General features: G+C 61.3%; 16 protein-coding genes and 1 other RNA gene. 10 read left to right on the top strand and 7 right to left on the bottom strand.

The window, feature by feature from the left end:
* Positions 1-6 precede the first annotated feature (6 nt).
* The 3 genes from BFQ04_RS15990 to BFQ04_RS16000 are packed head-to-tail and all read right to left on the bottom strand — an operon-like array spanning position 7 to position 2,868.
* Positions 7-1,656 carry a PqiB family protein gene (locus tag BFQ04_RS15990; protein ID WP_065951644.1) on the bottom strand — a complete coding sequence of 550 codons (1,650 nt, stop codon included), beginning with the start codon at positions 1,654-1,656 and terminating at the stop codon, positions 7-9.
* A complete protein-coding gene (locus tag BFQ04_RS15995; RefSeq protein WP_065951645.1) occupies positions 1,637-2,281 on the bottom strand; it encodes a paraquat-inducible protein A in 645 nt (214 codons plus the stop codon). The genes BFQ04_RS15990 and BFQ04_RS15995 overlap by 20 nt, the downstream gene beginning before the upstream one ends.
* The gene (locus BFQ04_RS16000) at positions 2,278-2,868 is read right to left on the bottom strand and encodes a paraquat-inducible protein A (RefSeq protein WP_065951646.1); all 591 of its coding nucleotides are present in this window, start codon (positions 2,866-2,868) and stop codon (positions 2,278-2,280) included. Before BFQ04_RS16000 ends, BFQ04_RS15995 begins: the two co-directional genes overlap by 4 nt.
* Positions 2,869-3,222: 354 nt before the next feature.
* Between BFQ04_RS16000 and BFQ04_RS16005 the strand changes: the two genes are divergently transcribed.
* Positions 3,223-3,996, top strand: coding sequence for an OmpA family protein (locus BFQ04_RS16005; protein WP_065951647.1), 774 nt, complete (start codon positions 3,223-3,225; stop codon positions 3,994-3,996).
* 68 nt (positions 3,997-4,064) lie between these two features.
* On the opposite strand, the gene BFQ04_RS16010 is transcribed toward BFQ04_RS16005, so the two are convergent.
* The 4 genes from BFQ04_RS16010 to BFQ04_RS16025 form a co-directional block, all read right to left on the bottom strand.
* On the bottom strand, positions 4,065-4,646 hold the full coding sequence (locus BFQ04_RS16010; protein WP_057724611.1) for a BON domain-containing protein: 582 nt from the start codon (positions 4,644-4,646) through the stop codon (positions 4,065-4,067).
* Positions 4,643-5,236, bottom strand: a complete 594-nt coding sequence (locus BFQ04_RS16015) for a phosphoheptose isomerase (RefSeq protein WP_003216190.1) — start codon at positions 5,234-5,236, stop codon at positions 4,643-4,645. Before BFQ04_RS16015 ends, BFQ04_RS16010 begins: the two co-directional genes overlap by 4 nt.
* Positions 5,237-5,328: 92 nt before the next feature.
* Entirely contained in the window at positions 5,329-5,700 is a 372-nt protein-coding gene (locus BFQ04_RS16020) for a YraN family protein (RefSeq protein ID WP_065951648.1), read from the bottom strand.
* Positions 5,700-7,511 carry a penicillin-binding protein activator gene (locus tag BFQ04_RS16025; RefSeq protein WP_065951649.1) on the bottom strand — a complete coding sequence of 604 codons (1,812 nt, stop codon included), beginning with the start codon at positions 7,509-7,511 and terminating at the stop codon, positions 5,700-5,702. The genes BFQ04_RS16020 and BFQ04_RS16025 overlap by 1 nt, the downstream gene beginning before the upstream one ends.
* Positions 7,512-7,687: 176 nt before the next feature.
* Here BFQ04_RS16025 and rsmI point away from each other — a divergent pair, with 176 nt between their 5' ends.
* The 9 genes from rsmI to mraY all read left to right on the top strand — a co-directional run bounded on the left by rsmI (position 7,688) and on the right by mraY (position 16,737).
* Complete coding sequence (rsmI, locus tag BFQ04_RS16030; RefSeq protein WP_175413288.1) at positions 7,688-8,593, top strand: 16S rRNA (cytidine(1402)-2'-O)-methyltransferase; 906 nt, start codon at positions 7,688-7,690, stop codon at positions 8,591-8,593.
* A gap of 96 nt (positions 8,594-8,689) precedes the next feature.
* Positions 8,690-9,043, top strand: an RNA gene (gene rnpB, locus BFQ04_RS16035) — RNase P RNA component class A.
* A gap of 354 nt (positions 9,044-9,397) precedes the next feature.
* Positions 9,398-9,853 (top strand): division/cell wall cluster transcriptional repressor MraZ, encoded by a 456-nt coding sequence (gene mraZ, locus BFQ04_RS16040; protein ID WP_004371993.1) that lies wholly within the window; start codon positions 9,398-9,400, stop codon positions 9,851-9,853.
* A complete protein-coding gene (gene rsmH / locus BFQ04_RS16045) occupies positions 9,850-10,797 on the top strand; it encodes a 16S rRNA (cytosine(1402)-N(4))-methyltransferase RsmH (protein ID WP_065892620.1) in 948 nt (315 codons plus the stop codon). Before mraZ ends, rsmH begins: the two co-directional genes overlap by 4 nt.
* Positions 10,794-11,087, top strand: a complete 294-nt coding sequence (gene ftsL / locus BFQ04_RS16050) for a cell division protein FtsL (RefSeq protein ID WP_057724615.1) — start codon at positions 10,794-10,796, stop codon at positions 11,085-11,087. The genes rsmH and ftsL overlap by 4 nt, the downstream gene beginning before the upstream one ends.
* Entirely contained in the window at positions 11,087-12,829 is a 1,743-nt protein-coding gene (locus BFQ04_RS16055) for a peptidoglycan D,D-transpeptidase FtsI family protein (protein WP_163001703.1), read from the top strand. Before ftsL ends, BFQ04_RS16055 begins: the two co-directional genes overlap by 1 nt.
* Complete coding sequence (locus BFQ04_RS16060; RefSeq protein WP_065951650.1) at positions 12,829-14,292, top strand: UDP-N-acetylmuramoyl-L-alanyl-D-glutamate--2,6-diaminopimelate ligase; 1,464 nt, start codon at positions 12,829-12,831, stop codon at positions 14,290-14,292. Before BFQ04_RS16055 ends, BFQ04_RS16060 begins: the two co-directional genes overlap by 1 nt.
* On the top strand, positions 14,285-15,655 hold the full coding sequence (gene murF / locus BFQ04_RS16065; RefSeq protein WP_065951651.1) for a UDP-N-acetylmuramoyl-tripeptide--D-alanyl-D-alanine ligase: 1,371 nt from the start codon (positions 14,285-14,287) through the stop codon (positions 15,653-15,655). Before BFQ04_RS16060 ends, murF begins: the two co-directional genes overlap by 8 nt.
* Positions 15,655-16,737 (top strand): phospho-N-acetylmuramoyl-pentapeptide-transferase, encoded by a 1,083-nt coding sequence (gene mraY / locus BFQ04_RS16070; protein WP_057724619.1) that lies wholly within the window; start codon positions 15,655-15,657, stop codon positions 16,735-16,737. Before murF ends, mraY begins: the two co-directional genes overlap by 1 nt.
* Positions 16,738-16,741 lie beyond the last annotated feature (4 nt).

Here is a 16,741-nt window from a genome sequence, read left to right on the forward strand (position 1 = left end):
CAATAGTCATTTGCGGGGTGGCCCTTGCAGGTCGAGGGGCGCGGCGTTATCGGCGCGACCGCGAATCAGCGATTCCGGATGTCGGCCCAGGTAATCCGAAAGCTCGCGCAAGGAGCGCGACATGCGCGCCAGTTCATCCAGGGTCTGGGTCAGTTGCTCGCGCTGCGGCGAGTCTTCGGCCAGGGTGGAACTGGCCGATTGCAGGGTCTTGCTCACGTCGCCCAGGGTGGTCTGCACGCCGGGCAGGGTCTTGGCGTTGAATTGGGCCAGGCCCTTGCGCAGCTCGACCAGGCTGGCGTCGAGGTTGCCGGCAATGCGCTCGACAGGCAGTTGGCTGAGCTTGTTGACGATGCCTTCGAATTTCTCCTGCAACTGTTCCAGGTTGCCGGGAATGGTGGGGATGCCGACCGGGCGCTGGTTCGGGTCAAACGCGACTTTCTCGGCCTTGGGGTAGAAGTCCAGGGCAATGTACAGCTGGCCGGTCAGCAGGTTGCCGCTGCGGGCCTGGGCGCGCAGGCCGTTTTCGATGAAACTGCCGATCAGGCGCACGCCGGCGGCCTCATCGTCAGGGTTGTTGTTCATCGCCTTGAGCAACTTGGTGTGCGCCTGGCCGAGCAGTTGCGGGTAGATCACGATGCCGACATTGACCGGGAAACTGCGTTTGCGGGCGTCGAAATCCAGATTGATCGAGACCACCTTGCCGAACTCGACCCCGAGGAACTCCACCGGCGCGCCGACCTTCAGTCCACGCAGGGCCTGATCAAAGCGCAGCACCATGTATTGCCCCCGGCCATTGGGTGGGGCGAGGGCGCTTTGCTGGTCTTCGAACAGTTCGAAGTTGCGGTTCTCTTCGGCCGGTTTGTCGTTGGGGCTGTAGGGCGGCGCCAAAAAGGAGATCCCGCCCATCAACATCGACGACACCGATTCGGTCTTCATCTCGAAGCCATTGGCACCGACGCTGAGGTCGACACCGCTGGCATTCCAGAAGCGTGTGTTTTCGGTGACGTACGCGTCATTGGGTGCATGCACGAACACTTCGATATTCACGCCCTTGCCCTCGCTGTCCAATGCGTAGGCAACGACCTGGCCGACCGGAATCTTGCGGTAATACACCGGCGAGCCGATATCCAGCGACCCCAGGCCCTGGGTATGCAGGGTGAAGCGTTTGCCAGGCTCGCCGTAGGTGATGGGCGGCGGGTTTTCCAGGCCCTTGAACTGTTTGGCACGGGTATCGGACTGGCCAATATCGGCACCGATATAGTCGCCGGACAGCAAGGTATCAATGCCGGACACGCCGCCGGCGCCGATGCGCGGCCGCACCACCCAGAACTTGGAGTCCTCACGGGTGAAGCTTTCGGCCTGCTTGGTCAATTCGACAGTGGCGTTGACGCTTTTCTGGTCATCGCTCAAGGCGACACCGGTCACTTGGCCGATGACCACGTTGCGGTATTTCACCTCGGTCTTGTTGGCGATCAGCCCACTGCCGGTCTTGAAGTTGAGGGTGATGGCCGGCCCTTCCTGAAGCATGCTGTGGACCACCAGCGAGAGACCCACCAGTACGGCGACAATCGGCACTATCCATACCAGCGAAACGCTGAAGCGACGTGTCTTGATCGCGGGTTGCCCCGCCGTGTTGTCAGCCTTGGATGAGCTCATCCGAGGTCTCCTCGTTGTGTGGATGTTCCCAGATCAGCCGGGGATCGAAACTCATGGCGGCCAACATCGTAAACACGACCACCAGACCAAAAAACAGAATGCCCAGGCGCGGCTCGATGTTGCCCAGGGCCTGAAACTTCACCAGCGCGGCTACCAGCGCGACCACGATCACATCCAGCATCGACCAGTAGCCGATCAGCTCGATGAACCGAAACAGCTTCGAGCGCTCCTTGCGCGCCCACCGGCTTTTACGCTGCACGGTGATCAGCAGCAACCCCAGCGACACGAACTTGATGCCCGGCACGGCAATGCTGGCGATGAAAATGATCAGGGCAATGTCCCAGGCGCCATGCTGCCAGAATTCCAGCACGCCGCTGATGATGGTGCTGTCCGCCCCGGAGCCGAGCATGGTGGTTTTCATCACCGGCAATACGTTCGCCGGCACATAAAAGGCGAGCGCGGTGAGCAGGTAGGCCCAAGTGCGGGTCAGGGACTGGACCTTGCGTCGGTGCAAGGGGGCGCCGCAGCGGTCACACTCGGTGGGTTCGCTGTGCATGTCGCAAGGTTGGCCGCAGGTATGGCACAGGCACAGGTTGAGCTGGCGGGCGGTGGGGGGGGAATTCATAGGGTGTCCCACAGGTCGCGCACATCGCGCCCGGCGATGCGGATCAGCAAAAGGCTGAGGACGGCCAGCGCAAACAGGCCGATGCCGGGTATCACATCGAGCATGCCGGCCAGCTTGAACACAGCCACCATCGCGCCCAGCAGGCAGACTTCCAGCATGCTCCAGGGCCTGAGTGCTTCCAGCCAGCGCATGCACAGTTTGAAGGCCGGCGAGCGCCTGCCGGTGAGGGCGAAACTCAATACCCAGATCAGCAGCAGCAACTGGAACACCGGCGCGATAATGATGGAAATCGCCGCCACCAGTGCGATAAACGTGATCGGCCCCAGACTCAGCGCAACCACTGAATCCCATAGCGTCGCGCTGTTCTTCAAGCCCTGCAGGCTAATGCTCATCACCGGATAGAAATTGGCGAACGCCCACAGCACCGCAGCGGTGACCGTCAACGCGAGGCGCTGCTGCACCGATAAGCCGTTATAGCGCTGCAGTACCCCGTCGCAGCGTATGCACAGGGCTTTTTGATGCCTGGCGAGCGTGACTTTCTGGTACACGCAGTCGCAGTGTTCACAGATGACCTGTTGATTCGCCATACATATTGCTCCAGATACGACTGACTGCGGTGTGGTCATTGCCGTGGGATTCAGTTCGGGTAGCTTAGCAGTCCGCCGGCTCGATCATCCTTTGTGCGTGCCTGATGCAGCGGGCGGACGCTGCCTCTGTGGGAGGGGGCTTGCTCCCGATAACGGTGTGTCAGCTATAGTTGAATCGATTGATCCACCGCGGTCGGGAGCACGCCGCTCCCACACGTGAATGGTCCATAGCCCGGCTGAGTCCGGTTTGCGCCTCGCTCACGGAATTTTTACCGCGTGTCGTGTTCCAAACCCGGCACAGGTCCGTTGCCCACGTCCTCTGCATCACAGAATGCATAAGTAGGAGCTTCCTTCATGTTCACTCCGCGTCGTCTGCTTGTTGTTGCTACCGCTGTAGCCTTGTTGTCCGGCTGCGCTTCACCTAATCCTTATGATGGCAGCCAGGGACAGGCCGGCAATGGTTCCGAGAGCGGCATGAGCAAGACCGCCAAGTACGGCGGCCTCGGCGCGCTGGCCGGAGCACTGGCCGGTGCGGCCATCGACCATAACCACCGTGGCAAGGGTGCGCTGATTGGCGCAGTGGTTGCGGGTGCCGGCGCTGCCGGCTATGGCTACTACGCCGACCAGCAAGAGAAAAAACTGCGCGAAAGCATGGCCAACACCGGGGTTGAAGTACAGCGCCAGGGTGACCAGATCAAGTTGATCATGCCCGGCAATATCACCTTTGCCACCAACTCCGACGCGATCTCCAGCAGCTTCTATCAGCCGCTGAACAACCTGGCCAACTCCCTCAAGCAGTTCAACCAGAACACCATCCAGATCGTTGGCTATACCGACAGCACCGGCAGCCGCCAGTTGAACATGGACCTGTCCCAGCGCCGTGCGCAGAGCGTGGCCAATTACCTGACCTCCCAGGGTGTCAGCGCCGCCAACCTGAGCGCACGCGGTGCCGGCCCGGATAATCCGATTGCCAGTAACGCTGACGTCAATGGCCGTGCCCAGAACCGTCGCGTAGAAGTGAACCTTGGCCCGATCCCTGGCCAGCAGTACGGTCAGCCGGGCGCCCAGCAACAGGCGCCACAACAGAACAACCAGTTCCAGGGCAACCCGTACTCGCAATACCAGTAAACAACTGCTACAAAAAAGGGCGCCGTGCATTGACTGCTCGGCGCCCTTTTTTGTGGCTGGCGGTTACATCAGTCGATGTATTCGAACACCTTCACGATTTTCTGCACACCGGATACGCCCTGTACCAGGTTGGCCGCGCGAGTGGCTTCAGCCTGGGTCAACAGGCCCATCATGTAGACGATGCCGTTGTCGGTGACGATCTTGATGCGCGAGCCCGGCACGGCACTGTCGGTAAGCATCTGCGCCTTGATCTTGGTGGTCAGCAACGCATCGTTGCTGATTGCCAGCAGGGTGATAGGGTCCATGACCTGCAGTTCGTTGTGAACCTTCTTGACCCGCTGCACCGCCGAGGCAGCCTGTTCAGCCTGGGCCTTGAGGTCTTCGCGCGGAGTCTGACCGGCCAGCAACACGACGCCGTTGAAGCTGGTCACGACGATGCGCGATGCGCCGTTGCCCAGGTCGGTAGCCGCTTTGGCGACGTTGACCTTGACCTTGGTTTCGATCAGCGAGTCATCGATGGTGCTGCCGAAGGTGCGTGTGCCCCGGTCGTCCTGGATGGGCGTGTCCCGTGTTGCGGTGATTGCCGTGCTGCAACCGCTGATGGCGAGGCACAGCGTGATGGCCAAAAGGCTGAGGCGGTTAACGGTCATTCTTCACTCCCGAACAGTTGGCTGTCGATCAGATCGCACAGGCAGTGGATCGCCAGCAGGTGGACTTCTTGAATGCGTGCAGTGACATTGGCCGGGACGCGAATCTCCACGTCCTCAGGCAGCAGCAATGAGGCCATGCCACCGCCGTCGCGCCCGGTCAAGGCTACGACAATCATTTCGCGATCATGTGCGGCCTGGATCGCTTGAATGATGTTCGCCGAGTTGCCACTGGTGGAAATCGCCAGCAGCACATCGCCCGGCTGGCCGAGGGCGCGGATCTGTTTGGAGAAGATTTCGTTGTAGCTGTAGTCGTTGGCGATCGACGTGATCGTCGACGTGTCGGTGGTCAGGGCGATCGCCGGCAGGCTCGGGCGCTCGCGCTCGAAGCGGTTGAGCAACTCGGAGGAAAAATGCTGGGCGTCACCGGCCGAGCCGCCGTTACCGCACGAAAGCATTTTGCCTTCGTTGAGCAAAGCATTGACCATGACCTGACTGGCTTGCTCGATGTGCGGTGCAAGTACGTCCATCGCCTGTTGCTTGGTGTCGATGCTGGCCTGGAAAAGCTGGCGAATTCGGGATTGCATGTCCATCTGTGTGACCTTAATTAGCGCGGCTGTTTGGCACGGAAATGTGCAGCCCGCAAAGCAAAGAGCAAAAGTGTGTGGTGAAGGTGCCGGGTGAGTCAGCTGTCGAAGGCATCTTTGAGCCAGTTCAGATCAGCAGGGCCCGACGGTGTGCTTTCCATGGCAACCACATCAAAACGGCAGGGGGAATTGGCCCAGCGATGCTCTTTTTGCAGGAAAAACTGCGCGGCGAGTATCAGCTTCTGACGCTTGCGCCCATCGATACTGGCGAGCGCGCCACCCCATTGTGCGTGTTTTCTGTAGCGGACTTCGACGAATACTACTGTATCGCCGTCAAGCATGACCAGATCAAGCTCACCGCGTTTACATAACCAGTTCTGCGCCAGAAGGCGCAGACCCTGTTGTTGCAGGTAGCTCAACGCTTGGTGTTCGGCATCCTTGCCGCTTTGTGCGCTGGACCGCTCGGGCATCAGCGTGGGGTGTCCGGCAGTCGCTGGATCTCGCCACCGACAAACTTCGCCCAAGGCATCTGGCGGTCAACGCGCTGGTTGGCGCCGATGCCCAGGTTGCCGGAGAGGCCGTCGACCCGGGTGTCCGGCAGCGCCTTGAGCTGGCCCAGGCGTGGCGCCAGGCGATAGGCATCGACGCCCATCGCGTAGAGGCGGCCCAGGCTGCCATTGGCTTGCGGCCACTGTGCGGCAACCTGGTTGCGCAGCGGGTCGGTGGTGTTGAGCAACCAAGGGGTTTCGCAGAACATCACGTTGGTCATGTCCAGGTACTGGTTGCGGTCGCCGCTGGCGCTGAATACGTGGGACGTTGCGTAGACAGGCACATCACCGGCGTATTGAAAGTTCAGGGTCGGCTTGATCTGCTGGGCCAGTTGCGGGGTAACGGCCAGGAAGATGAACTCGATGTCCTGGCGACGCGACGGCTGGGCGGCAACGTCGGTGCCGACGGTGCTTTGCAGGCTTTTGGCGCGGCCTTCGCTTTTGCGCAGCTGGAACAGGTCAGCGATCTGCTGGGCCAGCGCTACCGGCTGATCGACATACTCGACGCCCATGACGGTGCCGCCGTTGGCTTCCCAATCCTGACGGAACGCTTTGTACACACGCTCGCCCCATTCGCCACGGGGCACCATGGCGGCGGCGCGGTGCAGGCCGTCGGCACGGGCGCGGCGCGACACTTCACGGGCTTCGTCTTCAGCTGCCAGGCCGAACTGGAACAGTTGCGCCGGGCCTTGATCGGTTTCGCTGTAGTTCAGCGCCAGGGTGGTGATCGGTAGCTGCGGGCGAGCACTGAGCTGTTTGACCAGCGGCTTTTCCAGCGGACCGACGACCAGTTGCACGCCGGCGGCCTGGGCCTTGGCATAGAAGTCGTCGATGGACGTCAGGCGCGAGCTGTCGTAAAACTCAATCACCGGCGGCTTCTGCCCGGCCTGTTCGGCCTGGTAGTGAGCGGCCATGAAGCCTTCACGCAACGCCTTGCCGACTGACGCCAGGGCGCCTTCCTGCGGCAGCAGCAGGGCGATCTTGTTAAGCGGCTGGCTGGCCAGTTCCTTGAGTTTGGCCAGCGGCGTCGGCAATTGCACAGCCGCCGGATGGCCCGGGTTGCGCGCACGCCAGGTGTCGATGGCGGTTTGCTGCTGTTCCAGTGTGCCGGCGCCCTTGACCGCCTGGGCCAGCGTGATCCAGCCGTCCAGCGTCGGGTTGCCGGTCGCTTGCAGCTGCTCGGCCGGCAGTGCGGCAATCAGCGCCCAGATCGCTTCGTGGTTGCTGTTGGCAGCGTCACCGCTGAGCAGAGGCGCCATGGCGACACGCTCGCGCGCCGCAGCCAGGGTCTGGCCGTCGGCTTCATAGGCGCGGGCATGCACGGTGCCGGTGCGGACCTGCTGATCGGCCGGCAGCTCCCTCAGGCTTTGCAGGCTGGGATGGTCCAGCGCCGTCAAGGCAGCCTTGGGCTGGTTGCGGGTCATCGCCAGTTCCGCCGCCAGGGTGCTGGCAAATATTTGCGCGGCCGGCTTCAGAACATTCAGGGGGACCTGGGCCAGGATCTGCGAGGAACGGCCAGGATTGTTCTGCCGGTAGGCCAGGTCAGCCGCACTCAGGCGCAGCAATGCGGCCTTTTCCGGCGTGCTGGCGGAGGTGGCCTGTTCGAGCAGTTGCTCGATACTGGCGTCCGGCGTGCGTGGCAGGTCGCCAAGGCTGGACGAGGGCGAGCTGGCGCAAGCGGCCAGCAAGGCAGCGAGGCAGAGGGCGGAGAGCAGCCGCAGGCAAGCGATCATGTAAGTGTTCCTGATACCGATCAAATTAGCGTGGAAGTGTACCCAAGCACTGGCTCAGGCGCGATGTTCGTGGCGTGAAACCGTGGATTTAGATCGTGCAATTGTTGCCAGTTGCTAACAATGGCTGAAACGACATCCGCCGTGACGGCATATTTTCAGCGCGTCGACGCGCTACAATGTGGCTTTTGCCAATCATCGAGGTGTGCGTTTTGACTGCTCCAGGTCCTTTGAATTCCACTGCAGGCTCGCTTTTTGTCGTGGCGACGCCCATTGGCAACCTGGACGACATCAGTGCCCGGGCATTGAAGGTGTTGCGCGAGGTTAAATTGATCGCGGCGGAAGACACGCGGCACTCCCAACGGTTGATGCAGCATTTTGGAATCAGCACACCACTGGCGGCCTGCCATGAACACAACGAGCGCGAGGAGGGCAGCCGGTTTATCACCCGTTTACTGGCAGGTGATGATATTGCGCTGATCTCCGACGCGGGCACGCCGCTGATTTCCGACCCTGGGTACCATCTGGTCCGCCAGGCGCGCGCCGCTGGTATCAATGTAGTGCCTGTTCCGGGCGCGTGCGCGCTGATCGCCGCATTATCTGCAGCCGGCTTGCCGTCGGACCGTTTTATCTTCGAAGGCTTCCTGCCCGCCAAGACGGTAGGGCGTCGCGCCCGTCTCCAGGCGTTGAAGGAAGAGCCGCGCACCCTGATTTTCTACGAAGCTCCGCACCGCATCCGGGAATGCCTGCAGGATATGGAGCTGGTGTTCGGCGGCGCACGCCTGGCGCTGCTGGCGCGTGAGTTGACCAAGACCTTTGAAACCCTCAAGGGCCTGCCCCTGGAAGAACTGCGGGGGTTTGTTGAAGGCGACAGCAATCAGCAGCGTGGGGAGTGCGTAGTGCTGGTGGCCGGTTGGACGGCTCCAGAGAGTGAGGACGCGGTCGGCAGCGAAGCCATGCGCATCCTCGATTTGCTGCTCAAGGAAATGCCGCTCAAACGCGCTGCCGCCCTCGCGGCGGAAATTACCGGGGTGCGCAAGAATGTGTTGTATCAAGCCGCGCTCGATAAACAGAAAGCCGAATAGTTCCGGGGCCGGGCCGGTGTTTCGTCCGAACGTGATGGCAATGCTGCGCTTTTAATACTTGTCCTGAGGCCGTGGTGCCGTTAACCTGCGCGGCGGAGAGTCGATTGGACAGTCGCTGCCCTCTATGAAAATTAGGGGGGGGAGGAAAGTCCGGGCTCCATAGGGCGAAGTGCCAGGTAATGCCTGGGAGGCGTGAGCCTACGGAAAGTGCCACAGAAAATAACCGCCTAAGCACTTCGGTGCCGGTAAGGGTGAAAAGGTGCGGTAAGAGCGCACCGCACGACTGGCAACAGTTCGTGGCTAGGTAAACCCCACTTGGAGCAAGACCAAATAGGGTCCCAAGGCGTGGCCCGCGCTGGGACCGGGTAGGTTGCTAAAGATGTCCAGTGATGGCCATCGTAGACGAATGACTGTTCAAGACAGAACCCGGCTTACAGATCGACTCTCCACCTTTTTTCCTTCCGTCCGAACCTCGGGCAGAAACCGGTAGTAACGCAAGAATCCCTCCCTGCCAAATCATTGGCAGATGCGTCTTCGTAATACCAAAAAAATCTTACTCTTAATAAATCACTTTAACTTTGAGCCTCAGCTCTTTGAGTTATCTGCGCTTGTTGAGTCAAAAACAACGCTGAAGTCGGGTTTCTCCTCTCTTTACGCTCGTAAATCTCCGTTCTGTAAGGCTTTTCCTGCTATCCGCGCCTTGACGGTGTGGTGGGCGCATTCCTATAGTGTGCGCAAGTGGCGGAAAGTGGCACAAAGTGGGTTTTTTGAACGTAAAACGCTAAAATTTGGAGAAACGCATCTGTGTTTCGCGGAGCTAACGCTATCAGTCTCGATGCAAAAGGCCGTCTCGCCATGCCGAGCCGGTATCGTGACGAGCTCATTTCGCGAAGTTCAGGGCAGTTAATCATCACGATTGACGCTGTTGACCCTTGTTTATGTGTTTACCCCCTCGACGAGTGGGAGTTGATCGAAACCAAGTTGCGTGCGCTGCCTTCATTGCGTGAAGAAAACCGCCGCCTCCAGCGTTTGCTGATCGGTAATGCCGTCGACCTTGAACTCGATGGCAGCGGTCGCTTCCTGGTACCTCCGCGTTTGCGCGAATACGCCAGGCTCGACAAGCGCGCCATGCTGGTAGGCCAACTGAACAAGTTCCAATTGTGGGACGAAGATGCCTGGGATGCTGTTTCTGCAGCTGACCTGGCTGCTATTCAACAACCGGGCGCCATGCCTGATGAACTGCGTGATTTGATCCTGTGACTATTGATAGCGGCTTTAACCACATCACCGTACTGCTTGACGAAGCCGTTGAGGCTCTCGCCGTACGCGCAGATGGCTGCTATCTGGATGGCACCTTCGGCAGGGGCGGGCACAGTCGGTTGATACTCAGCCAGCTCGGGCCCAACGGTAAACTCCTCGGGTTCGACAAAGACCCTCAAGCGATTGCCACCGGGCAAGCGCTAGCGGCCGAAGACGGCCGCTTTGTCGTTGTGCAGCGCAGCTTTGCGGAGCTTGGCGCCGAAGTCGCCGAGCGCGGCATGGCGGGCAAGGTGGCCGGGGTTCTGCTCGACCTGGGCGTGTCTTCGCCGCAGCTCGATGACCCGGAGCGCGGCTTCAGCTTCATGAACGACGGTCCCCTCGACATGCGCATGGATCCGACGCGTGGCGTCAGCGCCGCGCAGTTCATCGCCACCGCGCCAGTGGAAGAAATCGCCCGGGTGTTCAAGGAATACGGTGAAGAGCGTTTCGCCGGCCGCATGGCCCGCGCCGTGGTCGAGCGCCGCGAGATCCAGCCATTCGAACGCACCGCTGACCTGGCCGAAGTGCTGAAGGTCGCCAACCCGGCATGGGAGAAGGGCAAGAACCCGGCGACCCGTGCGTTCCAGGGCTTGCGCATTCATGTCAACAACGAATTGGGCGATCTGGAGGCCGGCCTCGAGGCTGCCCTCGAGGCGCTGGAAGTGGGCGGTCGCCTGGTGGTGATCAGCTTCCATTCCCTGGAAGACCGCATTGTCAAACTGTTCATGCGTCGCCTGGTCAAGGGCGAATCGGACAACCTGCCGCGCAATCTGCCGGTGCGTTTCGAAGCCTTTGTGCCGAAAATCAAAATCCATGGCAAAGCGCAGTTCGCCTCCGAAGCCGAACTCAAGGCCAACCCACGTTCCCGTAGCGCCGTCATGCGCGTCGCGGAGAAGTTGCGGTGAGCAAGCTTTTCGCCAAACCCCTGCCGGGCGGCAGCTTCTTTATGTTGCTGCTGTTTGTCGGCGTGCTGGTGTCCGCGATTGCGGTGTCCTACAGCGCGCATTGGAATCGTCAGTTGCTCAATACCCTCTATGGGGAGTTGAGCGTGCGCGACAAGGCGCAGGCGGAATGGGGTCGGTTGATCCTGGAGCAGAGCACCTGGACGGCCCATAGCCGTATCGAAGTGCTGGCCACCGAACAGCTGAAGATGCATATTCCGGGCGCTGCCGACGTTCGCATGGTGGCGCCATGATGAAGCTCGAGGGCGCACTCTATCCATGGCGCTTCCGCCTGATGCTCGGCTTGCTGGCATTGATGGTGGGCGCGATCGTCTGGCGGATCTTCGACCTGCAGGTCGTCGACCGTGACTTCCTGATCGGCCAGGGCGATGCCCGTAGCTTGCGACATATTCCGATTCCCGCGCACCGTGGCCTGATCACTGACCGTAACGGCGAGCCCCTGGCCGTGAGCACGCCGGTGACCACCCTGTGGGCCAACGCCAAGGAATTGCAGGTTGCCAAGGACAAGTGGCCCGAACTCGCCGCGGCCCTGGGGCAGGACCGCAAAGCGCTGACCGAGCGCCTGGAAGCCCAGGCCAATAAAGAATTCATCTACCTGGTTCGCGGGCTCACCCCTGAGCAGGGTCAGCAAGTGCTCGACCTTAAAATTCCCGGCGTCTATGGCATCGAGGAATTTCGTCGTTTCTACCCGGCCGGGGAAACCACTGCGCACATGGTCGGTTTTACCGATATCGATGACCATGGCCGCGAAGGTGTCGAGCTGGCCTATGACGAATGGCTGGCCGGGGTGCCCGGCAAGCGCCAGGTCATCAAGGATCGGCGCGGCAGACTGATCAAGGATGTACAGGTCACCAAAAACGCCAAGGCCGGTAAGCCCTTGGCGTTGTCGATTGACTTGCGCCTGCAATACCTGGCCAACCGCGAACTGCGTAACGCGATCATCGAGAACGGCGCCAAAGCCGGCAGCCTGGTGATCATGGACGTGAAGACCGGCGAGATCCTCGCCATGGTCAACCAGCCGACGTACAACCCGAACAACCGTCGCAACCTGCAACCGGCGATGATGCGCAACCGCGCCATGATCGACGTGTTCGAGCCCGGTTCGACCATGAAAGCCATCTCCATGAGTGCCGCCCTGGAAACCGGACGCTGGAAGCCCAGCGACAAGGTCGAGGTGTATCCAGGTACGCTGCAGTTGGGCAAGTACACCATTCGTGACGTGTCTCGCACCGAGGGCCCGGTGCTGGATCTGACAGGCATCCTGATCAACTCCAGTAACGTAGGCATGAGTAAGGTCGCCTTCGATATCGGCGGCGAAACCATCTACCACCTGGCGCAAAAAATCGGCCTGGGTCAACCCACCGGGCTCGACTTCCCCGGTGAGCGCGTAGGTAACCTGCCGAACTACCGCGACTGGAAAAAAGCCGAGACCGCCACGCTGTCTTACGGCTACGGCTTGTCGGTGACCGCGATCCAGCTGGCCCATGCTTTCTCTGTATTGGCCAATAACGGCCGCATGGTTCCGCTGAGCCTGATCCATGTCGACGAAGCGCCGAAAGCCACCCAGGTAATTCCGGAAAAAGTCGCCAAGACCATGCAAGGCATGCTGCAACAAGTGATCGAGGCGCCGCGTGGCGTATTCCGCGCCCAGGTGCCGGCCTATCACGTGGCCGGCAAGTCAGGTACTGCGCGTAAAACATCGGTCGGCACCAAGGGTTATGCGGAAAATTCCTATCGCTCGCTGTTCGCCGGTTTCGGCCCGATGAGCGACCCACGCTACGCCATCGTCGTGGTGATCGATGAACCGAGCAAAGCCGGTTACTTCGGTGGCCTGGTCTCGGCGCCGGTGTTCAGCAAAGTGATGTCCGGCACCCTGCGCCTGATGAATATCACGCCGGACAATCTGCCGCCGACCCAGCAGGCGAACGCCGCACCGCCGGTAGCCGCCGTAAAAGCCAATGGAGGGCGCGGCTGATGTCTCTTAGCCTGAACAAGATTTTTGCCCATGCCGGCCGCGATCTGTTGATCCGCGAGTTGAGCCTGGACAGCCGTACTGTACGCGCCGGTGACTTGTTCCTGGCGGTGCCCGGTGGCAAATTCGATGGCCGTGCGCATATCGCCGATGCCCTGCAGCGTGGCGCCGCCGCCGTGGCTTATGAAGTGGACGGCGCCACCGTGCTGCCAATCACCGATGTGCCGTTGATTCCGGTGAAGAACCTGGCTGCCCAACTGTCCGACATTGCCGGGCGCTTCTATGGCGAGCCGAGCCGCCACCTCAACCTGGTGGGCGTGACCGGCACCAACGGCAAGACCAGCGTGACTCAGCTGGTCGCCCAGGCGCTGGACCTGCTGGGTCAGCATTGCGGCATCGTCGGTACCCTGGGCACCGGCTTTTATGGGGCATTGCAAAGCGGCCTGCACACCACGCCGAATCCGATTGCCGTGCAAGCGACCCTGGCCGACCTGAAAAAGGCCGGTGCCAGGGCGGTTGCCATGGAAGTCTCCTCCCATGGTCTGGACCAGGGTCGCGTCACGGCGTTGGCGTTTGACGTGGCCGTGATGACCAACCTGTCCCGGGATCATCTGGACTACCACGGCACCATGGAGGCGTACGCCGCCGCCAAGGCCAAGCTGTTCGCCTGGAATGATCTGAAGTGTCGGGTGGTCAACCTCGACGACGCGTTCGGCCGCCAGCTGGCTGCCGAAGACAGCGAAGCGCGCCTGATCAGCTACAGCCTGGAAGATTCCAGCGCTTACCTGTATTGCCGTGAGGCTCGATTCAATGACGAAGGCGTGCGCGCAACGTTGGTCACGCCTCAGGGCGAACACCATTTGCGCAGTACCTTGCTCGGTCGCTTCAACCTGAGCAACGTGCTCGCCGCTATCGGCGCGCTGCTCGGCCTGGATTACGCCCTCGACGAAATCCTCAAGGTCCTGCCGAAGCTGGAAGGCCCGGCCGGTCGCATGCAGCGCCTGGGTGGCGGTACGCAACCGCTGGTGGTGGTCGACTACGCTCACACCCCTGATGCACTGGAAAAAATCCTGCTGGCGCTGCGCCCGCATGCCAAGGGCAAGCTGTTGTGCCTGTTCGGCTGCGGCGGCGACCGCGATCGCGGCAAGCGCCCGTTGATGGCCGAGATTGTCGAGCGCCTGGCTGACGGCGTGCTGGTGACCGACGACAACCCGCGCAGCGAAGACCCGGGGCGAATTTTCGACGATATCCGCGAGGGCTTCAAAAACACTGCCAACGTCACCTTCGTGGCGGGTCGCGGTGCAGCCATCGCTCAATTGATCGCCAGCGCCAGCGCGGATGATGTGGTCGTGCTGGCCGGCAAGGGGCATGAGGATTACCAGGAAATCAACGGCGAGCGCCATGCCTTTTCCGATCTGGTCGAGGCGGATCGCGCCTTGACTGCCTGGGAGGTCGCCCATGCTTAAGGCGATGACATTCAGCGAACTGGCCCAGGCGTTGTCCGCCCGTGTGCTGTCCAGCGATTGCACGTTCAACGGCGTCAGTATCGACAGCCGCAACATCAAGCCGGGCCAGTTGTTCGTCGCCCTCGCAGGCCCGCGCTTCGATGGCCACGACTACCTCAACGAAGTCGCCGCCAAAGGCGCTGTGGGTGCCCTGGTGCAACGCGAAGTGGCGCACGCCACCTTGCCGCAGTTGCTGGTCGCCGATACGCGCCTGGCCCTGGGCCAACTGGGCGCGCTGAATCGCGCCGCTTTCGACAAGCCGGTTGCCGCCGTCACCGGTTCCAGTGGCAAGACCACCGTCAAAGAGCTGTTGGCCGGTGTACTGCGCACGCGCGGGCCGGTGCTCGCTACCCGTGGCAACCTGAACAATGATTTCGGCGCACCGCTGACCCTGCTCGAACTGGCCCCGGAACACACGGCGGCGGTGATCGAGCTGGGCGCTTCACGCATCGGCGAGATTGCCTACACCGTGGCGCTGACCAAGCCCCACGTCGCGATTATCAACAACGCCGGTACCGCCCACGTCGGTGAGTTCGGCGGCCCGGAAAAAATCGTCGAAGCCAAGGGTGAAATTCTTCAAGGCCTCGACGCTTCGGGCACCGCTGTATTGAATCTGGATGACAAGGCGTTCGAGACCTGGCGTGCACGTGCCGCCGGTCGCAAGGTGCTGACGTTTGCCGTGCTGAACGCCGCGGCCGATTTCCACGCCTCCACGATTACTGTCGATGCGCGGGGTTGCCCGTCCTTCACCTTGCATACCCCGCAAGGCAATGAGCATGTGCAACTGAACCTGCTGGGCAACCATAACGTCGCCAACGCGCTGGCCGCCGCCGCTGCGGCTCACGCCCTGGGTGTGTCGCTGTTCGGCATCGCCACAGGCCTGGGCGCGGTGCAGCCGGTCAAGGGGCGCACCGTGGCGCAATTGGCCAGTAATGGCATGCGCGTGATCGATGACACCTACAACGCCAACCCGTCTTCCATCAATGCCGCCGTGGATCTGCTCAACGGCTTCGATGGACGCACAGTGCTGGTGCTTGGCGATATCGGCGAACTGGGCGATTGGGCCGAGCAAGGCCACCGCGAAGTCGGCGCCTATGCCGCCGGTAAAGTCGACGCGCTCTACGCGGTCGGCCCGAACATGGCCCACGCGGTAAACGCCTTCGGCTCCGGCGCGCGACATTTCGCGACCCAGGCCGAATTGATCCAGGCGTTGGCTGCGGCCGAGCACGACACACACACAACCATTTTGATCAAGGGATCGCGCAGCGCGGTGATGGAAAACGTCGTCGCAGCCTTGTGTGGCTCAAGTACGGAGAAACATTAATGCTGCTGCTGCTGGCTGAGTATCTGCAACAGTTCCACAAAGGCTTCGCGGTCTTCCAGTACCTGACCCTGCGTGGGATCCTGGGTGTGCTGACCGCGCTGTGTTTGTCGCTGTTCCTGGGACCGTGGATGATCCGCACCCTGCAGAACCTGCAAATTGGTCAATCGGTTCGCAATGACGGCCCGCAGTCGCACCTGTCCAAGTCCGGCACCCCGACCATGGGCGGTGCGTTGATCCTGTCGTCCATCGGTGTGAGCACCTTGCTCTGGGCTGACCTGCATAACCGCTATGTGTGGGTGGTGCTGCTGGTGACCCTGCTGTTCGGCGCCATCGGCTGGGTGGATGACTACCGTAAAGTGATCGAGAAAAACTCCAAGGGCCTGCCAAGCCGCTGGAAGTACTTCTGGCAATCGGTATTCGGCCTGGCGGCGGCGATCTTCCTGTACACCACCGCGCCAAGCGCCGTGGAGACCACCTTGATCATCCCGATGCTCAAGGACGCCAGCATTCCACTGGGCATCGGCTTCGTGGTGCTGACCTATTTCGTGATTGTCGGCTCCAGCAACGCGGTGAACCTGACCGACGGCCTCGACGGCCTGGCGATCATGCCGACGGTGATGGTGGGCGGTGCCCTCGGCATCTTCTGCTACCTGTCGGGTAACGTGAAATTCGCTGAATACCTGCTGATTCCCTATGTACCGGGCGCGGGTGAGCTGATCGTATTCTGCGGCGCGCTGATCGGCGCCGGCCTGGGGTTCCTGTGGTTCAACACCTACCCGGCGCAGGTGTTCATGGGCGACGTCGGCGCTCTGGCGCTGGGCGCGGCACTGGGCACCATCGCGGTGATCGTGCGCCAGGAAATCGTGCTGTTCATCATGGGCGGTGTGTTCGTGATGGAAACCCTGTCGGTGGTCATCCAGGTGGCTTCCTTCAAGTTGACCGGGCGCCGCGTATTTCGCATGGCGCCGATTCACCACCACTTTGAACTCAAGGGCTGGCCCGAGCCACGCGTGATCGTCCGCTTCTGGATCATCACCGTGATTCTGGTACTGGTCGGCCTTGCCACCCTGAAACTGAGGTAGAAAC

It is taken from the genome of Pseudomonas sp. 37 R 15 (assembly GCF_900004865.1).
Taxonomy (GTDB): Bacteria; Pseudomonadota; Gammaproteobacteria; order Pseudomonadales; family Pseudomonadaceae; genus Aquipseudomonas; species Aquipseudomonas fluorescens_AM.

What these genes read in the sequence shown, in the direction of transcription:
- BFQ04_RS15990 (WP_065951644.1), bottom strand. Translation starts at nt 1,656, where the DNA reads ATGAGCTCATCCAAGGCTGACAACACGGCGGGGCAACCCGCGATCAAG.
- BFQ04_RS15995 (WP_065951645.1), bottom strand. Translation starts at nt 2,281, where the DNA reads ATGAATTCCCCCCCCACCGCCCGCCAGCTCAACCTGTGCCTGTGCCAT.
- BFQ04_RS16000 (WP_065951646.1), bottom strand. Translation starts at nt 2,868, where the DNA reads ATGGCGAATCAACAGGTCATCTGTGAACACTGCGACTGCGTGTACCAG.
- BFQ04_RS16005 (WP_065951647.1), top strand. Translation starts at nt 3,223, where the DNA reads ATGTTCACTCCGCGTCGTCTGCTTGTTGTTGCTACCGCTGTAGCCTTG.
- BFQ04_RS16010 (WP_057724611.1), bottom strand. Translation starts at nt 4,646, where the DNA reads ATGACCGTTAACCGCCTCAGCCTTTTGGCCATCACGCTGTGCCTCGCC.
- BFQ04_RS16015 (WP_003216190.1), bottom strand. Translation starts at nt 5,236, where the DNA reads ATGGACATGCAATCCCGAATTCGCCAGCTTTTCCAGGCCAGCATCGAC.
- BFQ04_RS16020 (WP_065951648.1), bottom strand. Translation starts at nt 5,700, where the DNA reads ATGCCCGAGCGGTCCAGCGCACAAAGCGGCAAGGATGCCGAACACCAA.
- BFQ04_RS16025 (WP_065951649.1), bottom strand. Translation starts at nt 7,511, where the DNA reads ATGATCGCTTGCCTGCGGCTGCTCTCCGCCCTCTGCCTCGCTGCCTTG.
- rsmI (WP_175413288.1), top strand. Translation starts at nt 7,688, where the DNA reads ATGTGGCTTTTGCCAATCATCGAGGTGTGCGTTTTGACTGCTCCAGGT.
- BFQ04_RS16055 (WP_163001703.1), top strand. Translation starts at nt 11,087, where the DNA reads ATGAAGCTCGAGGGCGCACTCTATCCATGGCGCTTCCGCCTGATGCTC.
- BFQ04_RS16060 (WP_065951650.1), top strand. Translation starts at nt 12,829, where the DNA reads ATGTCTCTTAGCCTGAACAAGATTTTTGCCCATGCCGGCCGCGATCTG.
- murF (WP_065951651.1), top strand. Translation starts at nt 14,285, where the DNA reads ATGCTTAAGGCGATGACATTCAGCGAACTGGCCCAGGCGTTGTCCGCC.
- mraY (WP_057724619.1), top strand. Translation starts at nt 15,655, where the DNA reads ATGCTGCTGCTGCTGGCTGAGTATCTGCAACAGTTCCACAAAGGCTTC.